Source organism: Demetria terragena DSM 11295 (genome assembly GCF_000376825.1).
Lineage (GTDB): Bacteria > Actinomycetota > Actinomycetes > Actinomycetales > Dermatophilaceae > Demetria > Demetria terragena.
Genome location: NZ_AQXW01000003.1, coordinates 363,279 through 382,862, shown reverse-complemented (window position 1 = coordinate 382,862; position 19,584 = coordinate 363,279). Strand labels below are relative to the sequence as shown.

General features: G+C 65.5%; 15 protein-coding genes. 11 read left to right on the top strand and 4 right to left on the bottom strand.

Annotation, left to right across the window (positions count from 1 at the left end):
* The 3 genes from F562_RS17965 to F562_RS17960 all read left to right on the top strand — a co-directional run bounded on the left by F562_RS17965 (position 1) and on the right by F562_RS17960 (position 5,804).
* Entirely contained in the window at positions 1-2,436 is a 2,436-nt protein-coding gene (locus F562_RS17965) for an ABC transporter permease (RefSeq protein WP_169333361.1), read from the top strand.
* A 684-nt stretch (positions 2,437-3,120) separates the two neighbouring features.
* Positions 3,121-4,350 carry a saccharopine dehydrogenase family protein gene (locus F562_RS0103720; protein ID WP_018155587.1) on the top strand — a complete coding sequence of 410 codons (1,230 nt, stop codon included), beginning with the start codon at positions 3,121-3,123 and terminating at the stop codon, positions 4,348-4,350.
* A gap of 8 nt (positions 4,351-4,358) precedes the next feature.
* Positions 4,359-5,804: a hypothetical protein gene (locus tag F562_RS17960; protein ID WP_156822504.1), complete on the top strand. Its 1,446-nt coding sequence runs from the start codon at positions 4,359-4,361 to the stop codon at positions 5,802-5,804.
* A gap of 45 nt (positions 5,805-5,849) precedes the next feature.
* Here F562_RS17960 and F562_RS0103710 read toward each other — a convergent pair whose 3' ends face one another.
* On the bottom strand, positions 5,850-7,751 hold the full coding sequence (locus F562_RS0103710) for an acetate--CoA ligase (protein ID WP_026180973.1): 1,902 nt from the start codon (positions 7,749-7,751) through the stop codon (positions 5,850-5,852).
* Positions 7,752-7,791: 40 nt separating this feature from the next.
* On the opposite strand from F562_RS0103710, the gene F562_RS17955 reads away from it, so the two are divergent.
* The 6 genes from F562_RS17955 (at position 7,792) to F562_RS0103680 (ending at position 14,060) form a co-directional block, all read left to right on the top strand.
* Positions 7,792-9,087: a threonine/serine exporter family protein gene (locus F562_RS17955; RefSeq protein ID WP_018155584.1), complete on the top strand. Its 1,296-nt coding sequence runs from the start codon at positions 7,792-7,794 to the stop codon at positions 9,085-9,087.
* Between the two features lie 91 nt (positions 9,088-9,178).
* The gene (locus F562_RS0103700; RefSeq protein ID WP_018155583.1) at positions 9,179-10,420 is read left to right on the top strand and encodes an MFS transporter; all 1,242 of its coding nucleotides are present in this window, start codon (positions 9,179-9,181) and stop codon (positions 10,418-10,420) included.
* 97 nt (positions 10,421-10,517) lie between these two features.
* On the top strand, positions 10,518-11,483 hold the full coding sequence (locus F562_RS0103695) for an ABC transporter ATP-binding protein (RefSeq protein WP_018155582.1): 966 nt from the start codon (positions 10,518-10,520) through the stop codon (positions 11,481-11,483).
* Entirely contained in the window at positions 11,483-12,286 is an 804-nt protein-coding gene (locus F562_RS0103690; RefSeq protein ID WP_018155581.1) for an ABC transporter permease, read from the top strand. Before F562_RS0103695 ends, F562_RS0103690 begins: the two co-directional genes overlap by 1 nt.
* Positions 12,283-13,443: a sensor histidine kinase gene (locus F562_RS0103685; protein ID WP_018155580.1), complete on the top strand. Its 1,161-nt coding sequence runs from the start codon at positions 12,283-12,285 to the stop codon at positions 13,441-13,443. The genes F562_RS0103690 and F562_RS0103685 overlap by 4 nt, the downstream gene beginning before the upstream one ends.
* The gene (locus F562_RS0103680) at positions 13,440-14,060 is read left to right on the top strand and encodes a response regulator transcription factor (protein WP_018155579.1); all 621 of its coding nucleotides are present in this window, start codon (positions 13,440-13,442) and stop codon (positions 14,058-14,060) included. Before F562_RS0103685 ends, F562_RS0103680 begins: the two co-directional genes overlap by 4 nt.
* Before the next feature lie 13 nt (positions 14,061-14,073).
* Here F562_RS0103680 and F562_RS0103675 read toward each other — a convergent pair whose 3' ends face one another.
* Entirely contained in the window at positions 14,074-15,423 is a 1,350-nt protein-coding gene (locus tag F562_RS0103675; protein WP_018155578.1) for a peptidoglycan-binding domain-containing protein, read from the bottom strand.
* Positions 15,424-15,551: 128 nt separating this feature from the next.
* On the opposite strand from F562_RS0103675, the gene F562_RS0103670 reads away from it, so the two are divergent.
* Positions 15,552-16,661, top strand: a complete 1,110-nt coding sequence (locus F562_RS0103670) for an LOG family protein (protein ID WP_018155577.1) — start codon at positions 15,552-15,554, stop codon at positions 16,659-16,661.
* Between the two features lie 10 nt (positions 16,662-16,671).
* Positions 16,672-17,538 (top strand): DMT family transporter, encoded by an 867-nt coding sequence (locus F562_RS0103665; protein ID WP_018155576.1) that lies wholly within the window; start codon positions 16,672-16,674, stop codon positions 17,536-17,538.
* A 13-nt stretch (positions 17,539-17,551) separates the two neighbouring features.
* Here the strand turns inward: F562_RS0103665 and rlmN are convergent, their stop codons facing one another.
* Together rlmN and F562_RS0103655 are read right to left on the bottom strand one after the other, a co-directional pair.
* Entirely contained in the window at positions 17,552-18,706 is a 1,155-nt protein-coding gene (gene rlmN, locus F562_RS0103660) for a dual-specificity RNA methyltransferase RlmN (protein ID WP_018155575.1), read from the bottom strand.
* Positions 18,703-19,581, bottom strand: coding sequence for a phosphatidate cytidylyltransferase (locus F562_RS0103655; RefSeq protein WP_018155574.1), 879 nt, complete (start codon positions 19,579-19,581; stop codon positions 18,703-18,705). The genes rlmN and F562_RS0103655 overlap by 4 nt, the downstream gene beginning before the upstream one ends.
* Between the last annotated feature and the right edge of the window lie 3 nt (positions 19,582-19,584).

The following is a 19,584-nucleotide window of genomic DNA, read 5'->3' as shown; positions in this document are numbered from 1 at the left end:
ATGGGTGGGATCACGCTCGCAGAGCTGCGCCACGGTCTTCGCCGGTTTGTCGCGCCCGCCATTGCCATCGTGTTGGGTGTCGCATTCGTTGCCGCCACCTTGACCCTGAGCTCAACGATGAAGCGGGGAACCGAAACCGCTGCAAGCGAACAAGTTTCGGGGTACTCAGCCGTGGTCAGCGGTCTGGGTCAAGGCGGCGGCGAACTCGATGCCAAGCAACTGACGGCGGCTCGCGGCCTGCCCGGCGTCGACCGGGTCACGCCGGAGCGCGTCACCTCAGTGGCGATCCGCGCGGGCAAGAACGACCAGACCTTCCTCGCATCGACGGTCGCGCCCGGCTTGGTCGGACACGTTTCCGGTCGGACCACCGCGGGCAGCGGTGAGGTACTACTCAACTCCGAGGCCGCCTCCTCACTCGGCGTTCGGCCTGGCTCCACGGTGACCATCGGGGGATCACCAGGATCGGTCGAGCGTCGCACCGTCGCGGGAGTCGTCCGGCTCCACGGCATGTCCGGAATGCCGTACATCGTCGGCACCTCAGACCAAATCTCCACCTGGTCCGGCCAGCGGGCGTATGACGCGTTCCTCGTCGCTGGTGGCGCGCAGACGACGACCGCCAAGGCACTCCGCCAGCGGCTCGGCGATGCGGTCACCGTGCGCACGGCCACGGCCGAAACTGACCACCGAGCTCAAGAGATGGTCACCGGCATCACCTTCATCACCATGTTCTTCGGGATGTTTGCTCTGATCGCGCTGTTCGTCGCCGGAATGGTCATCGCCAACACCTTCCAGATCCTCCTGGCACAGCGAGCACGACAACTCGCGCTGTTGCGTTGCGTGGGAGCGTCGCGTCGTCAGGTCACCCGTGCCGTGGTGGGCGAGTCGCTCGTGCTCGGCGTGGCCTCGTCGGCGATCGGTGTCGCGACTGGCGTCGGCCTGGTCTTTGCCTTCACCAAGGTCAGCCACACGAACGATCTGCTCCAGCTGCCCATGGATGAGGTCGGCATCAATCCTGCTGGTCTGCTGGGTGCTCTCGCAGTGGGCACCGTCGTCACCGTCGCGTCCGCTGTACTGCCGGCGAGGCGCGCCTCCCGTGTCGCACCCCTGGCCGCGCTCCGACCGGAGCTCGCCTCGACCGGATCTACCCGGACGTCGCGAGTACGATTGGCGCTCGGGTTCATCATTGCCGCAGCGGGATTCGTTTCTTTGCTCGTCGGTGCAAGTTCAGGCAAGGCGCCCATCGCGGTTCCTGGAGGCATTCTGGCCAGCCTGGGAATCATCCTGACAGCACCTGTCACTGTCCCAGCTGTCGCGCGCCGAATGGGTTGGCTAGCTGCCAAGACGGCTGGAGTTCCTGGCGAACTGGCGACGGACAATACGGCGCGGAACCCGCGACGTACGGCCGCGACCAGCACCGCGCTCCTGGTCGGCATCACGCTGATGGCCGCCATGCTCGTCGGCGCCGCAACCAGCAAGAAGGCCATACAGGCGGAAATCGATGAGCAGTTTGCGCTCGACGTGCAGGTGACGTCCAGCGAGGCGATACCAAAGGCGGTCCGCGACCAGATCGCACAGACCGACGGCGTCGCTGGAATCTCGGTGTTGCGCTCCTCTGAAGCTGCGGTCAAGGGACCTCGGCTGAGCGCCAAGCAGGACGTGGTCGGCGTCCCGCCATCCGCTCGCTCGGTGATGCGTGATCCGTCTCGGCTCGACGGACTTCGCGACGGCACCGTCCTGCTCGGCACAATGACCGCGCAGGACTTTGGAATCAAGGACGGCGATCAGGTGCCCATCGGCAAGCGAACGCTGACCGCCAAGCTGACCGATGGAGACCTGGAAGGTGTCATCGTCACCACCGCTGACCTTGTGCAGATCGCACCGAATGCCCAACCCGCGACCATGTGGCTCCGGCTGACTTCCGATGCCGACCCCGGAACCGTCGTCGGCAAGGTCCGCAACGCCGTCTCCACCGTTGGTGCGGACGTCAGCGGTGCCGCAGGCACACGCAGCGAACTCGACTCGATCGTTCGGCTCATGCTGACGATCGTCACGGCACTGCTGGGTATCGCGGTACTCATCGCGCTCGTGGGTGTCGCCAACACGCTTGGGCTGTCGGTGCTGGAGCGGCAACGTGAAACGGCGCTGCTTCGTGCCTTGGGCTTCACCGCTGGGCAGGTTCGCCAGACACTGGCGATCGAGGCACTACTCGTCGCCCTGGTGGCCGCTGTCGTTGGATCGCTACTCGGGGTGCTGTTCGGCTGGGCCGGCGCACGGTCGCTGCTCGGCACCTACGCCGATGGTGTCCTCCCCCAAGTTCCGTGGGGCACGTTGGCGGCGCTCATCATCGCCGCCGCCGGCTGCGCGTTGCTCGCCTCCTGGGCACCCGCTCGCCGCGCCGCGCGCACCTCCCCCGTGAGCGCCCTCGCGGCTGAGTGAGCACACAAACGCCCACGTCGGTCGAGTCTCACGCCGGTCAAACCCAACGCCGGTCGAGCTTGTCGAGACCCCTGCCACATCGAGACCAGCAGAACTCACGCCGGTCGAGTAGGCGGGAAAGCAGTGACCCGCCATATCGAGACCACCCACCACGGGTCTCGACACGGCCTCCGCTCACGCCTCGACCGGCGTTAAGCCACCTCAACGCCGGTCGAGTAGGCGGGAACGCAGTGACCCGCCGTATCGAGACCACCCACCACGGGTCTCGACACGGTCTCGGCTAACGCCTCGACCGGCGTTAAGCCACCTCAACGCCGGTCGAGCTTGTCGAGACCCCCGCCACGTCGAGACCAGCAGAGCCAACGCCGGTCGAGTAGGCGGGAACGCAGTGACCCGCCGTATCGAGACCACCCCACCACGGGTCTCGACACGGCCTCGGCTCACGCCTCGACCGGCTCGACCGACGTGAGATGGGGCTACTCGGCCGACGTGAGATGGGGCTACTCGACCGACGTGAGATGGGGCTACTCGACCGACGTGAGATGGGGCTACTCGACCGACGTGGGAGGGGACTACTCAACCGGCCCGATCGGCGACAAACCATGGTCACGCTGGGCGGTGGTCGGCATCCGCGGACTAGAACTAGGCTGCGGGAATGACCGCCGAGGAAGCAGACTGGCCAGCATGAGCGAACTCGACCTCGTCCTCTTTGGAGTCACCGGATTCGTCGGGCGCCTCACTGCCGAGCATTTGGTGAAGCATGCTCCTGACGGCGTACGCATCGGCCTGGCCGGGCGCTCCGCCGCCAAGGTGGAGCAGGCCCGCGCCCGGCTCGGCGTAAGGGCAGCCGAGTGGCCGGTCATCACGGCCGACGCGTCCGACCCAGCCTCGCTACGCGCAATGTGCGAGCAGACACAGGTGGTGATCTCGACGGTGGGGCCGTACGCCACCTACGGGCTTCCCCTGGTCACTGCCTGCGCCGATACCGGCACCGACTACGTCGACCTCACCGGTGAGGTGCTCTTCGTCCGACGCTCAATTGACCAGGCGCAGCAGCGCGCTGAACAGACCGGCGCCCGCATCGTCCACTCGTGTGGGTATGACTCCATTCCTTCCGACCTCGCCGTGCTGATGGCCGCCGAGCAAGCTGAAGCGGATGGCGCAGGTCCCCTGACCGAAACCACCACCTATGCCACCCTCAAGGGCGGATTTTCCGGGGGCACCGTCGCCTCGGCCCGTCACCAGGTCGAGGAGATCACCCGAGATCCCTCACTGCGTCGGGTCGTTCTCGACAAGTTCGCGCTGAGCCCTGACCGCAACGCCGAGCCTCAAGGCGAGTGGAAGGACAGCGCGGCAGTGCGCTATTCGGACGAGACGCGCTCCTGGGTCGCTCCGTTCATCATGGCGACCTACAACACGCGCGTCGTGCGCCGAAGTAATGCGCTAGCCGGGCACCGCTATGGACGGCAGTTTCGCTACCGCGAAGTGATGCGTACCGGCGATGGCGCGGTCGGCAGTGCCACCGCATACGCCATTGCCGCCGGTCTCGGCGCGGGCGTCGCTGCTATGAGTTTGCCGTTCCTCAGCTCACTGGTCGACAAAGTCGTACCGGCACCCGGCGAGGGACCAAGTGGTCGCAAGCGCGACCGCGGCTTCTTCCGGATGGACTGTTACACGACGGCTGCCGACGACTCCCGCTACCGCAGCACCATTGCGGCACAAGGGGATCCGGGTTATGCCGCAACCAGCATCATGCTTGGCGAGAGCGCTCTCGCACTGGCGTTGGAGCGCGACCGCTGCCCTCTTCCAGCGGGCATGACTGGCGGCGTTCTGACTCCCGCGACAGCTCTGGGTGGGGTGCTCATCGAGCGTCTGCGCGCGCACGGCTTCACGTGCGAAGCGTCTCGCCTTTAGGGCCCGCTGTGAGTACACCCACCGTGATCGCGGCCGTCGAGGAGGCGGCCCGAGACCTGGTCTGCGGCAAGCGGGTCGTCATCCTGTGCACCGCTCTTGTCGGTGCGGTTCCTATGGCCGACGCGGTGAGACGATACGGGTGCGACGACGTCTTGGTGATCGGTCTGACGCGCGGAACCGGTACGCCGCCCACAGGCGCCGGGGTGACGTGCACCGAGGTTGACCTTGGCACAATGGAGTCAGTCGCCGACGAGATCGCCATGGCCGCTCGTCTGGTCAACGACCCACCGGCGGTGGTGCGCGCGGCCGTCGAGTCCTTCGATCCCGACCGCCGCGCGGTCGTGGTCATTAGCGGCTTCGCTGGACGAGCTGGGCGCTTTCTGGAGCGCAGCACCATCGGGGGGCGGCCCATGGCATTCGAGCAGTTGGAGGACAAAACCCTCAGCCGGGCACTCTGGACAGAATGCGAGATCGCCAGCGCACCGGAAGGTGTCGTTCAGTGCGCATGGGAACCGTTGCAGGGTCTCGCTGCTCGACTCGACAGCGGTCATGGAACGGTGTGGTCCGCGGATGCAAGCGCTGGCATGAACGGCGGCGCGGACCTGGTCTTCCAAGTCCGCACACAGGCCCAGGCGCGGGCCGCATACGACGCCTTGCTGCCGGTCAGTCACCAGGCCCGCATCATGCCCTTTCTTGAAGGAGTCCCTTGCTCGATCCACGGCATCGTGCTGCCCGACGGGATCGCCGTCCTTCGGCCGGTGGAGCTCCTGGTTCTGCGCCGTCCGGACGCGAGCAAATTCGTTTACGGCGGGATCAGCACCGGCTGGGATCCGGCACCGGCCGATCGAGACGAGATGCGTGAGGTTGCTCGGCGAGTGGGCCGCCACCTGAGGCAAAAGCATGCGTACAGAGGCGGGTTCGGTATTGACGGCATTCTCACCAAGGATGGCTTTCGACCAACTGAGCTGAATCCACGGTTCACCGGTGGATTGAGTCGTATTGCTCGGGGTGTCCCGGACCTTCCAATGCACTGGCTGCACATGTTGCTGGTCGACGGTCACGATCTGGGCGTCACCGCTGCCGAGGTCGAGACGCTGCTCGTGCCTGCTGCAGACGCGCAGCGCTCCGGCGCCGCGTACGCCATGTCTTCCACGACGAGTTCGCTCGACACTGAGTCCGTCCTGGTCGCCGGCGACCAGCACCACCTCCAGGTTGCCAACGATGCCACCGACCCAGTCGGCACGTTGGAACGTGGCCCCGGGGCGCACGGCGACTTGGTGCGCTTCACGCCAACTGAGGTCACCCCCGGGACTCGACTGGCTCCCTTGGCGGTTGCTGCCTTTGACCTTGCAGATCGGCTGTGGGACACCGGATTCGGCGTTCTCCAGGCGGCGCCTGACGTTGCTGGTCTCGACACGGCTCGCCCTGGGGGCTCGCCTGCTCGACCGGCGTAGGTTCCTGCTCGAGCGGAGTAGGTTTCGGATCGACCCGCGCAGGTCCTACTCGCTCGGCGTGAGGATGGCCCGCAACCCGTCAAGAACGGTCACGTCTTCGATGGTGCCGGGGACGGATGCCTCGTCGCCGTCGGCGATCTGTCGCATGGTCTTGCGCAGGATCTTGCCCGAACGGGTCTTCGGCAGGGCGGTCACGACGTCGACCTGCTTTAGCGCCGCCACCGCACCGACTTCGTCGCGTACCCGCTGGACCAACTCGGCCCGCAACTGCTCTATCGCCGCATCATCCAACTCGACACTTCCTTTGAGCACGACCATCGCGCGCGGCACCTGACCCTTGAGTTCGTCCCGTACGCCAATCACCGCACATTCGGCGACCTGCGGGTGCCCCGCGAGCGCGGCCTCCAACGATCCGGTGGACAGTCGATGCCCGGCGACGTTGAGCACGTCATCGGTCCGCCCCATGATCCAGAGGTAACCGTCCTCATCCAGGTAGCCACCATCGCCGGTGGAGTAGTAGCCGTCGTAGGCCGAGAGGTAGGAGGAGACATACCGGTCGTCGTCGCCCCACAATGTGGGAAGCGTCCCAGGCGGCATTGGCAGGCGCAGACATACCGCACCCTCAACACCTCTCTCGACCGGCGATCCCTGCTCGTTAAGAACCTGTACGTCGTAGCCGGGTGACGGTCGAGTCGCTGAACCTGGACGGATCGGGAACCGTTCAATACCAATCGGATTCGCGGCAATCGGCCACCCGGTCTCGGTCTGCCACCAATTGTCGACCACGTCGATGCCAAGCCGCTCGGTGGCCCATTCCCAGGTGTCCGGATCGAGCCGTTCGCCAGCAAGGAAGAGGGTCCGGAGTGAGGAGACATCATGGAGCGCGAGCAGTTCGCCATCCGGGTCCTCCTTCTTCACCGCGCGCACCGCAGTCGGCGCGGTAAACATCGCCACCACATCGTGTTCGGCCACCACTCGCCACAATTCCCCTGCATCGGGTGTCCCGACCGGCTTGCCCTCGAAGAGCACTGTCGTGCACCCGGTGAGCAGCGGCGCATAGACGATGTAGGAGTGACCGACGACCCATCCGACGTCACTGGCGGTGAACCACGTCTCCCCTGGCTTCACCCCAAAAATGTTGGTCATAGACCACCGGAGCGCAACCGAGTAGCCGCCAGAGTCGCGTACAACGCCTTTGGGCCTTCCGGTCGTGCCCGACGTGTGCAGCACATAGAGCGGGTCCGTCGCCGCGACAGGCACGATCGCGGCAGGTGGCACCGTGCCGGGTTTGGTCGCCACCGCCCAGTCGAGATCCCGCTCCCCGAGTTCGGCACGAAGCTGGTCCCGCTGCACAATGACACAGTGCTGCGGCGGGTGCTCGGCCCGGTCAATGGCCTCATCCAGCAGTGGCTTGTATGGCACCACTCGGGTCCGTTCCACCCCGCACGAAGCCGAAATCACCACCTTGGGCTGCGCGTCGTCGATCCGTGCGGCGAGCTCTCCCGGGGCGAATCCGCCGAAAACCACGGCATGCACGGCGCCGATACGCGCGCACGCCAACATGGCAACCACCGCCTCCGGAATCATCGGTAGATAGATCACGACCCGATCGCCTTTGGTCACCCCAAGCGCCTGCAGCAGTCCCGCAGCCCGCGCGACCTGGTCGAGCAGTTCGGCATACGTGATGACCTTGCTGCTCCCGGTGACCGGGCTCTCATAGATAAGCGCCGCCTGGTCAGCCCGGCCGTGAATCACGTGCCGGTCAAGGGCGTTGAAGCACACGTTGAGCTGGGCGTCGGGAAACCATCGGTAGAACGGCGGTTTGCTGGCATCAAGCGCGCGTTGTGGCGGGTTGATCCAGGACACCTCCCGTGCTGCCTCCAACCAGAAGGACTCCGGGTCGGTCATGCTCTGCCGATATATCTCGTCGTACGTCACCCTCGCCATCCTGCCGTGTCTGCGACGAGTAAGTCGCCATACTTGGTACGTGACTGACGGTTCGACGGCGATGACCCGCTCCTGCAGCGAGGACACCGCGCGTCTGCTGCTGATTTATCTCGCGACTGGACTCGCTGCTGGGGGTATGCCCGCGCACGAGGTCGAGGACGATCTGCGCACCGTGGCCGGTCGCATCGGATATCCCGACGCTCAGGTGGACGCTGCGCCCACGAGCGTTCGGCTACGTCTCGGTCCCGGTGAGCCCGCGACCTTCGAGGCGGTTGAAGGGGGCCTGCGCCTGGATCAGCTTGCCGAGGTGACGGAGATCGAGGTCGGTCTGCTCAGCCGTCGACTCGCTCCGGAAGATGCGCTGCAGCGCCTGCGGACACTGCGCCGCCGCCCTCATCGCTACTCCTTGGTCGGCATTTATGCCGGCGGATTTCTGGTGTCGGCTGGCCTCGCTCTGGTCCTGCATCCTGCCCTCACCTCGGTGGTCTTCGCGCTGGTGGTCAGCCCACTCGTCACCTCGCTGATCGTGCTGGCAGGAAAATCGCGAACTATCAGCACCCTGCTGCCCCTGATCGCAGCCTTGCCCGTCGCACTCCTGGCCTTCGCCGCAGCCGATCTCGGGTGGGTAGACGGGCCGTTACGCGCCCTGCTACCACCGTTGGCGGTGCTGTTGCCCGGCGCACTCATGGTCACTGGGCTGTCCGAACTCGCCGCAGGCGCCATGGTGGCCGGTTCGGCACGACTGGCATTCGGCACCACCCAACTGTTGTTGTTCGCCGTCGGTGTTGCTGGTGCGGTCCTGGCTTTACAACCCCCGATGTCGCAACTCACGACGGCGCGAGCCGATCAGTTCGGGTGGTGGGCCCTCCCTCTGGGCGTTCTTGCGGTGACCCTCGGTATTGCTCTGATGGAGTCCGTCCCCCTGCCCAGCGTTCCGTGGGTGCTCTGCGTAATAGCTCTGACCGCGGCGACCCAAGCCTTCGGCCAGGGGCCGCTTGGGTCTGCGTGGGCGGGCGCCTTCCTCGGCGGCGTCGCGGCCAGTTTGGGATCCAGCGTGGTGGAGTTCTTGCGGCCACACCTGTCGCGGGTTGTCGTCTTCCTGCCCAGCTTCTGGCTCCTGGTCCCCGGCTCACTCAGCCTGTTGTCCCTGACGCAGTACGAAACGAACCCGCGCGCGGCGGCCGACGCCTTGCTCCTCGCGGCCGGGATGATGGTCGCGATCGCCCTGGGTGTCATCGTCGGCGCCAGCGTGGCGCGGTCCCTGCGCCGGGTCGCTCGGCGTACGGGCCTTCGCCGGGTGCTCCAGCGCCTCCCTCGCCGTCGCCAAGCGCGTTGAGTCGGCGTGTCGCGCTAGTGCAAGGCGCGTCGAACTAGCAGGACACGCCGACTCAGGGTGGTGGGGGGACCCAGAGGGCCATACTGACTCGGTGACCAAGACCCTTCCAACGGCGACCGAGTGGGAGAGCATCCAACGCCGTACGGTCACCACACTGGTCGCCTCCCAGGTCATGGGCGGCGTTGGCGTGGCCAGTGGGCTCGCCGTCATGGCACTCCTCGCACTGCGCATTTCAGGATCAGAGCAAGCCAGCGGACTGGGGTCGACCGCACAAGTTCTCGGCAGCGCCCTCTTCGCTATCCCCGTCGCCCACCTCATGGCTCGGCGCGGTCGACGCCCCGGACTCATCCTCGGCTATCTCCTGGCAGCCGTGGGGTCCCTCGTCATCATCGCTGCGGCCCATATCTCCTCTTTTGCGCTGCTACTGGTGGGCAGTCTGCTGTTCGGCGCGGCCACGACCTCGAGCAATCAGGCCCGGTACGTCGGCGCTGACCTGGCCAGACCCGAGAGACGGGGGCGCGACATCAGCATCGTGGTATGGGCCACCACCCTCGGGTCGGTGGCCGGCCCCAATCTGGTTGGGCCTGCGGAATCCGTCTCGGACGCCCTCGACTTGCCACGGCTCACCGGGAGTTTCGTCTTCTCGTTGATCGGGTTCCTCTTGGCCGCGGGTGTGGTCGCCTGGCGACTACGACCCGACCCGCTGATTCTGGCGCGAGCTGGCGAGGGGGCTCAGACCAAGTCACCGACCTCCCTTCGTACGGGTATGAGATCCGTGCGTACCCAGCCGCGCGCGCTTCTCGGCCTGCTCACCATGGCGGGCGGCCACACCGTCATGGTGTCGGTGATGGTGATGACTCCCCTACACATGAACCACGGCGGCGCGTCTCTCGAACTCATCGGCTTGGTCATCAGCGTCCACATCCTGGGGATGTTCGCCTTCTCCCCCATCACGGGTTGGCTTGTGGATCGGCTGGGCGGCCCAACGGTTGCCCTCGGGGGCACAGCGCTCCTCCTGACCGCGTGCACGTTGGCCGCCACGACCGCCGAAGGCATGTCCGCCAGCCTCACAGGGGCGCTCTTTCTCCTTGGGCTCGGCTGGTCCGCGACCTTGGTGTCAGGGTCCACCATGCTCACCAGTGCGCTCTCAGTTCACGAGCGTCCTTCTGGCCAGGGCGTTTCCGACCTCACGATGGGGTTGTGCGGTGCTTCTGGTGGTGCGTTGGCAGGCGTCATCATCGAGCAGTTCTCCTACAGTGCACTCGCGGTGGGAGGTGGTCTTGTCGCGACCGCCTTGGCCATAGTCGTCGTAGTGCTCTCGTCACGACCCTGACCGCACACATTTGTCATGCATGACCCAGGAAATCCTTGCGAATACAGGTGATTCGCGGCACTAGTGGCAGCCCTACCGGTCGTCAAAAATGGTGTCTATGCACTCCACGGATACCACGACACATGACGCGCCCGAGGCCGTCATCACCGCGCATGAACTGCGCCGCACCTATGGCAGTGGGGACTCCGCCTATGAAGCGGTCCGAGGTCTCAACCTGAGCATCGCGCCCGGCGAGGTATACGGCCTGCTTGGCACCAACGGCGCAGGCAAGACGTCCTCGTTGGACGTCCTCGAGGGACTGGCCGCACCGACCTCCGGCTCAGTCAGTGTCTTCGGTCTGGACCCGGTGGCGGACCGCGTGACCGTACGCCCCCGCATGGGAATCATGCTCCAATCCGGTGGCCTCCCAGCCGAATTGACGGTCAACGAGACCTTAGAAATGTGGCGCGGAACATGCAGCAATCCTGGGGATATCGGCACGGTGCTCGCTCAGGTCAACTTGAGTGAACGTGCGGATGTCAGGGTCGGCTCGCTGTCTGGCGGAGAGTCTCGCCGGGTCGACCTTGCCTGTGCGCTGATCGGGCAGCCGCAGCTGTTGTTCCTTGACGAGCCCACGACCGGCCTCGACCCGGAGAACCGGCGCGCCACCTGGCAACTGCTAGCTGCCCTGAAGGAATCCGGCGTCACGATGGTGCTGACGACTCATTACCTCGACGAGGCCGAAGCGTTGTGTGATCGCATCTCCATCATGCACCGCGGCGAGGTCGCCGCCGAGGGAACGCTGCGGGAGCTGGTCGAGCGACACCCCGCCACCATCGCCTTCGACCATCCCGGCCTGCCCTTGCCCGAATTACGGGACGCCACCATCGATGCCCAAGCACGGGTGCGCATTGAGACCTTCCACCTGCAACAGCATCTGGGCGAGCTGCTCACCTGGGCACACCAGCACCAGGTGGCGCTCGGTGGCCTTAAAGCCAGCGCTGCCTCGCTGGAGTCAGTCTTCCTCTCAATCGCCGACTCCGATGCGCACGGCGATCTCCTCGACGCTCAGATTGGTTCCTGATGACCACCACCGCCGTACGCCGGCCCCATCGCCTACGCGCCCTCACGACCGCGGAGGCCAGACAGTTCCGTCGGAACAAGACCCTGCTGTACATGGGCACCGTATTCCCCATCGCGTTGCCGCTTTTCACCTTCTTCGTGGGGCGAAATGAGTCCGGGACGAGCGCATCTCTGGTGGCCGTCACGTTTGAGATCTTTGCTCTCACGGCGCTGCTCTTCGTGCAGTACTACTCCGTCTTGTCCATGGTCACGACCCGACGAGGCGAGGGTGTCCTGAAGAGACTTCGAACGGGTGAGGCGCGAGATTGGGAGATCAAGACCGCTCCGGCCGTACCCGGCGCAGTGTTGACCGTTCTTGGCGCCGCCGTCGTGGCCGCCGCGGTGTACCTCGGGGGTGCACCTGGTCCGGTCAACATTCCGCTCCTGGCCATCGCGGTAGGGCTCGGAATCATCATCTTCACGCTGCTCGCACTCGCCACGAGCGCCATGACCAAGAACGCCGAAGCAGCGCAGATCACGTCGTTGCCCGTCATGGCCATCGCGGTCCTGGGAATGTCCTCAATCCGCACAGTGCTCCCGGAGCGCTGGGAGCGGATCGCTGACTTCACTCCGTTCGCCGCGATCTCCGACCTGACCGCGCTCGGTTCCGTGGGACGTCTGTTCAGCACGCCCAAGTCCGAAGGCGCCATGACGATGGCGGAGACCTTCAGTGCCGCGGCCACACCCCTTGTCACACTGGGCGTATGGGCCGCTCTCGCTTACTACCTCGCGACGCGCTACTTCACGTGGGACGACCGAGGATGATGACGTGGCGTGCGTGGTGGGACCAGTTGTCCCACCACGCACGTTTTCGGCTGTATACCCGTGTCACGCTGCAGGTTTCGATCATCGCCATTGCTGCGGCGATCCTGATTGGGGGCTGGGCTGAGCTTCATCGGCTGAGCGCTGGGATCGGCCTGGCCGTTGCCTCATTCGCTGGTTGCGTCGTCTTGGAGACCCAGCCGCTGCTCGCCAGCCAAGAGCGACGGGCGAGATCTACCGGGTTGCGCTGGGGTTGCGTCGCCGTGCTGGTCACCACCTGGGCTGCTGTGGCCATCGTGCTGTTGACGGACCCCGAGGGGCCGACTCTCGCGAGCTCCGGCATGCTCGTGATCTTCGGCGCCATGGTCATCACGCTAGTCGCACTGGCATTCCACCCGTACGCCTGGAGCACCACGCTCGGTGTGGCGCTGGTGTCAGCGGCAGCCTTTAGCCGCGTGAGCGACAACCTAATCCTCACCGCAGTGTCACTTGTCGCTGCAACCTCCTTCATGTTGCTCACGGGGCGATTGTCCCTCTGGGCCCTCGACCTGATGTCCAGCCTGGAGCGCACGAAAGACCTTGAGGCACAACTCGCCGCAGCCGAGCAGCGCCTACGGTTTGGGCGCGATCTCCATGATGTCGTCGGTCGTGGCTTCTCGGCCATCACGGTAAAAAGTGAACTCGCCGCGACCCTCTCCCGAGCCGGCGCCACCGATCAAGCGACCGCAGAGATGGAGGAGGTCAAGGCCCTTGCTGCCAGCTCACTAGAAGAGATGCGCGGGCTAGTCCGCGGCTATCGCGCTCCCAGCCTCGCCCAGGAAGTCGACGGGGCCAAGTCACTCCTGCTCGCCGCCGGATGCGAACTACAGTTGCAGGGTTCGACCGATGCCGTTCCCCCGGATCTTCATCAGGTCGCCGCCTGGGTTGTGCGAGAAGGCACCACCAACATCGTGAAGCACTCGAGGGCGACTGCGGCCACGCTCACCCTCGGGCCGGCGGGAATGGCCTTGTCCAATGATGGCGCCTGGCAGCCACCGGGCGAGCACTCCGGACTCTCAGGGCTGTCAGAACGACTGGCCGAGGCCGACGCCGCTCTCACGACATCGCACAATCCTTCGACGAGCACCTTCAGTCTCGAAATCCATTGGAAGAGAACATGATTCCGGTCATACTTGCGGACGACGAGACACTGATCAGGACCGCACTTGCCACGATGTTGGATCTCGAAGATGACCTCTCCGTCGTGGCGCATGTCGCCTCGGGTGAGGAACTCGTCGAACTGTGGAAGACGCGATCTGCGACGGGCGAGCCGACCGCCGTCGCTGTCATCGATCTTCAACTCACCGGCATCGACGGCATCGACACCGCCTCGCAGATCCTTGCGATCACTCCCGGAGCGGGAACGCTCATCGTGACCAGCCACGGCCGTCCCGGCTATCTCAAACGGGCGCTCGCGGCAGGCGTACGCGGCTTCCTCCCCAAGACAACCTCCTCGGCGAACCTGGCAGAGGTCGTCCGCCGGGTCCACGCAGGCGGACGCTACGTCGACCCTGAACTCGCCGCTGAGGCCATCGGCACCGGTGACTCACCGTTAACCGACCGCGAGGCCGATGTCCTCGAACTGGCCCTTGAGGGGGCAAGCATCGAGGACATCGCAGCACGAGCACATGTCGCGCCAGGCACCGTGCGGAACTATCTATCTGCAGCCATGGCCAAACTCGGCACCAACAATCGGTATGCCGCCGCGCGCAAAGCACGCGAACTCGGGTGGATCTGACCTGGCCCCGACGTCAGGGCAGGATGATCGAGTTCTTTGCGGCAGTGGACTGTGGGTGACCTGGGTTGGTGGAGGCGTACTTGCGCAACTGTGCCTCGGTGACCCGGTGGATCTCGTCAGCGGAGGTCTTCGTGATGGGGTCCATCATCAGGAAGTACTTGCCGTCCCAACCGAGCACGGCGACCCAGTGCGACACCGGCCCGTTGACATAGTTATCCCACGGCAAGGTGTGCGCGTCACCGCCAGCGATTGACCCGATTCCCGCCTTGGCTTTGGCGATCGTGTCGTTGATCCCACCATGGGTGGGTTTGATCCCATACGTGGGAAACGCCTTGCTGAATTCAGGGAACTCGGTGCCCTTCTTATCCCGCGCAGCGGTGTTGGGTACGCCCATGGCGTTGTAGCGGAAATCCTCCACCGCAGCGGTACGAAGGCTGATATTCCAGACCCACTTGCGAGGCGTGACGCCGCGGTGAATCAACAAGGACACCGCCGAGACCGGGCCACAGTTGGCCCACTGCGCGTCACCCGTTTGGTACTGCATCAAGGCGTACATCGGACCCGATGTCTTGGCCGCGAACAGCGTCCGCCAGGTGTAATAACCCACAAAGTTGTCGGGACCGATGGCGTGGCCGGCTTGGAAGCATCGGACGTACTTCGTCGTGAGCGGCCCATAGTTCGTGCTCATCTCGGGCGCGGACTTGCCATCCCGGAATTGATAGCCGTGCTTGCGCAACAGCGACTGGATCGCGTAGACGCGGTAACTCACCGCGCCCTTGCCCGTGTTGACCGCAAGTTTCTCGATGGTCTTCGGGTCGGCGGTGCCGGTCGCCGACAAACCCTTCTTCTTTTGGTAAGCGGTGACCGATGCCTTCGTCGTGGCGCCGTACGACGTCTCCCAGTTCGATTTATATCCCTCGGCCAGGAGGAGATATTGGAGCGCGCGGAGGTCGTAGAACCCTGCGCCGGGACCGATCGTCGGAAAGGCCGTGGCGTGGTAGTTCGGAACCGACGACGCGGCGAGCCGGGTCGCGCCCGGACCAGAGCGCAACGACACCGGTGCCCGGCCTACGCCATTGCGGACTCGCTCGGGTGCACCGCTGACCGCTCCCCGAGAGTTGGGTAGCGCTTTCGGGTCGCCGGGTAGCGGGAAACCGTGCTTGTCGACCAATCCACCCGGCCGCGGCCCACCATCACCGCCCACAAAACTCGGGGTCGTCGAGGTGGAGGGTGCGCCATAACCCTTGCGTCCCTTGCCTTCGTTGTCCGCGAAGGCCGCTGACGGTGAGGCGAAACCTAGCGCGGCCGCGCCCGTGCCGCCCAGAAGCAAAGTCCGTCGTGACGGTGCGATGATCGAGTCCATTGCCAAGTCTCCCTGCATGTATGTGTTCGTCCCCGTACCCCCATTCCACCACAACTGCCACAGATCGAGGCCCGGGCAGATCATCGGCTAGGAATGCCTACCCGACAGGTTCCGCGAGAGAGGACGAGATGGCGACATCTGAGATCGAGAGTTTGGAGGAGCTACGTGACGTTCTCGGCCAGGGTCGGGCCTTGGGTGGACTTCGCCTCCAGGGATTGGACCTCACCGGGCCGGAGGGCCAGCAACTGCTGGCCCACGGATGCCGCGGTCTCGTGGTCCTCGGGGGAACGCTGCCGCCCGAACTTGACCACGATCTGCGTGTCCAAGGCGCCACGATCTTTCCGAGCGATCCGGACGCGCCGGTCGACCCGTACCGGGCCCACCCGTACTCCCCCGCCGAGTTGTATGCCGGATTGCACACCGGCGGCTACGCCTCCACTCCGGATGCGGCCACCTACGCCTGGTCGCAACAGGCCCACCTCAACAGCGATGTCTTCGTCACCTTGCTGCGCGCTATCCACGATCACTCCATGACCGACGCCATCGATGACTTGTTGGACAGCCGGGAGGTCATCGGAGTCATGGGTGGACATGCCCTCGAGCGCGGGACGAGTGCCTACGCCGAGGCGGCTCACATGGCGCATCACCTGGCGACCAGCGGCCTGACCATCCTTACCGGCGGCGGGCCAGGTGCCATGGAAGCTGCCAACCTTGGCGCCCTCTGCCGCACCACAGACGCCCTCGACCAGGCGCTGGAAAGTCTGCGGGCCGTGCCCACCTTTCGCCCCTCCATCGACCGCTGGGCGACCCTGGCGTGGGACGTACGCGACCAGGTGGCGCCGCACGAAATCCCGCCCGCAGAGGTCCGCAGCGTGGGCATCCCGACGTGGTTCTACGGCCATGAACCGCCCAACTTGTTTGCCTCCTGCATCGCGAAGTTCTTCTCCAACGCGCTGCGCGAAGACCTCCTGACCCAGCGGTGTACCGCTGGGCTCATCGTGCTCCCGGGTGCCGCCGGAACGGCGCAGGAGATCTTCCAGGCCATCACGCCGCTGTACTACGCGCCAGAAGGTAGCCCGCTTCCACCGCTCGTGTTGGTCGGGACCCAGCACTGGCAGCACGACGTCCCCGTCTGGCCGGCAGTTCAAGGGCTAGCAAACGACCGACGCATGGCGAGTGCAGTGCATTTGGTCGACACCCCAGCCGACGCGGCACGGGTCCTCCTGGCCGATCGGTAGCCTGACGCCGGTGTCCAGCGCTGCCCTATCGCTCGTCCTGACGGCGGCGCTGCTTCATGCCCTGTGGAACACCGCGGCCAAACGGGTCACCGGTGACTCAATCGCCTTCGTCTGGCTGTATGCCACCGCTTCGGCCCTGCTGTGGGTGCCACTGTCTGTCGCGCTCGAATGGGGACAGGCATCCTTCCTGAGCTGGTCCTTCATCGGCGCTGCGGCCCTGACCGGCGCCTTGCACAACGCTTACGGACTGTCGCTGCAGACCGGCTATCGCAAGGCAGATCTCGGCGTGGTCTATCCCGTAGCGCGGGGCACCGGGCCGCTGCTCACGATGGCGGTCGCCCTTCTCGTCCTCGGAGAGAAGATTCAGTGGCCTAACGCCGTGGGCGGTGTCGTTGTCATTGCGGGCGTTGCTGTGGTGGCGACCGCGACGAACAGGACGAAGACATCGGGTCGGTCGGCGTACGCCGGTCTCGTCTGGGGCCTGCTCACCGGCACGGCGATCGCGGGCTACACGCTGTGGGACAACCATGCCGTGACCGCCCTCGGTCTGGCGCCGGTGGCATATTTTGCAGCGGGCGCGGCCGCCCAGTCGATCACCCTGCTGCCCTGGATGCGTGGCCGCTGGCCCGCTGCCCGCGAACTCGTCACGCAGCGTCGCCGAGAGATCGGGATCGTCGCGGTCTTGTCGCCGCTGGCCTACGTGCTAGTGCTCATCGCGATGCAAACGACACCGGTCGCGCTGGTTGCTCCCGCACGAGAATCCAGCATCGTCGTCGGGACCTTGCTGGGCTGGTGGATGTTTGGCGAAGGGCGATTGGCTCGCAAACTCCTCGGGTCGTGCGTCGTACTGGCGGGCATCGCTCTCATCGCGCTGTGACCATGAGAGCGGGTCAGCTACCAGCCGCCAACTGCCCACAGGCGCCGTCGATGTCGCTGCCACGGGTATCCCGCACGGTCGTCGGGATGCCATGGGAGCGAAGGCGCTCCACGAAGTTCTGCTCGACTCCGCGGCGTGAGGCGGTCCACTTGCTCCCTGGGGTTGGGTTCAGGGGGATGGGATTGACATGGACCCACCCCTTGCCGCGACGAGCAAGCTTCTCCCCCAACAGATCCGCGCGCCAGCCCTGGTCGTTGATGTCCTTGATAAGGGCATATTCGATCGAGACTCGGCGGCCTGTGGCGCGGTAGTAGCGGTACGCCGCATCGATGGCCTCGTCGACCTTCCAGCGCGTGTTGATCGGCACGAGTTCGTCACGCAACTCATCGTCCGGCGCGTGCAACGAGAGCGCCAACGTGACCGGAATCCCTTCGGCCGCCAGCTTGTCGATAGCCGGCACCAGCCCGACGGTCGACATGGTGACGCCGCGCGCTGACATGCCCAAACCCGACGGGCTCGGCTCCACCAAGCGCTTGATCGCGTTGACCGCCTGCCGGTAGTTGGCCAGTGCTTCGCCCATCCCCATGAACACGACATTGGAGACGCGCAAGGCATCTGCGTCCTCGCCCTCGTCACCGGCGAGCGTGCCATGGCGCAGCGCGCGAGCACCCGCGACGACCTGTTCCACAATCTCGGCCGTCGTGAGGTTGCGGGTCAGCCCTGCTTGGCCCGTCGCGCAGAACGGGCAGTTCATGCCGCAGCCCGCTTGGCTGGAGATGCACATCGTGACCCGGCCCGGGTAGCGCATGAGGACTGTCTCCACCATCGCCCCGTCGAACAGCCGGAAGACCTGTTTGATGGTCGTGCCGCCGTCGGCCTGCAACTCGCGCACCGGAGTGAGAAGTTGAGGCAGCATCCCGCTCACCAACTCCGTGCGCTCACCCTTGGGCAGGTCGGTCATCTGCTCGGAGTCAGCGACGAGCCGCTCGAAGTAGTGAGTGGAGAGTTGTTTAGCGCGAAAGCCCTTGAACCCCAACGCCTCGACGGCTGACTTGCGTCCAGCAAGGTCGAGGTCGGCGAGATGCTGCGGCGGCTTACCGCGCCGGGGCGCCGTGAACGTCAAGGCTCCCGGCTCGGGGCGACGGGCAGGGGTGGGAAGGTCGGTCATGTCGTACTCACAAAGGTAAGGATCGCCCACGTCACCGGCACTGACAAAGCGAGCGAGTCGAGACGGTCCATCAAACCGCCATGTCCCGGGATGAGATTGCTCATGTCCTTGATCCCCAAGTCGCGCTTGATCATCGATTCGCAGAGGTCGCCCACCGTGGCCGCAACGACGACTGAGAGGCCCAGCAGCAGCCCGATCCACCAGGCGCCGCCCAACGCCAGGGTCACACACAGCACACCGGCGATCGCGCACGAGAGTGCCGAACCAGCGAAGCCCTCCCAAGACTTCTTCGGGCTGACCGTCGGCGCCATGGGGCGCGACCCAAACAGCACACCGGCGACATATCCGCCGATATCGCTGCAGATCGTGACGACGACAAAGGTGACGATGCGCTGAATGCCATCCTCTGGGCGCAGCAGCAACAGGGCGAATGCCACGAGCAGCACCGGATAGAACACGATCAGGACCCCGCCTGCGGCCTCCTGCAGCGTCTCCCGCCCGTCCCCGAGGGCCGCAGTCACCACGACGGCGAGGATGGCCAAGACGACGGCTGGCGCGACGGCAGGCGGGCCCCAGACGAAAGCTGCCACCGGAACGGCGAATGCTGCGCCAAAAACGGGGATCGCCGGCACGGCCACGCCGCCTTTACCGAGAGCCTGGATGAGTTCGTACGCACCCACGATCGAGGCTGCCGTGGCCACGGCCACGAATCCTCGTTTGTCGAACAGCAACGAGGCCAGCACGATGGCCCCGAGCGCGACACCGACGCCAATGGCCATCGGGAGGTCGCGCCCTGCTTTTGAGGTCGGCGCCTTGGCGGTCGCGCGATCCGATCGATCGGCACGACGCCGCGAACGAGGCACCGGACTGCTCATGAT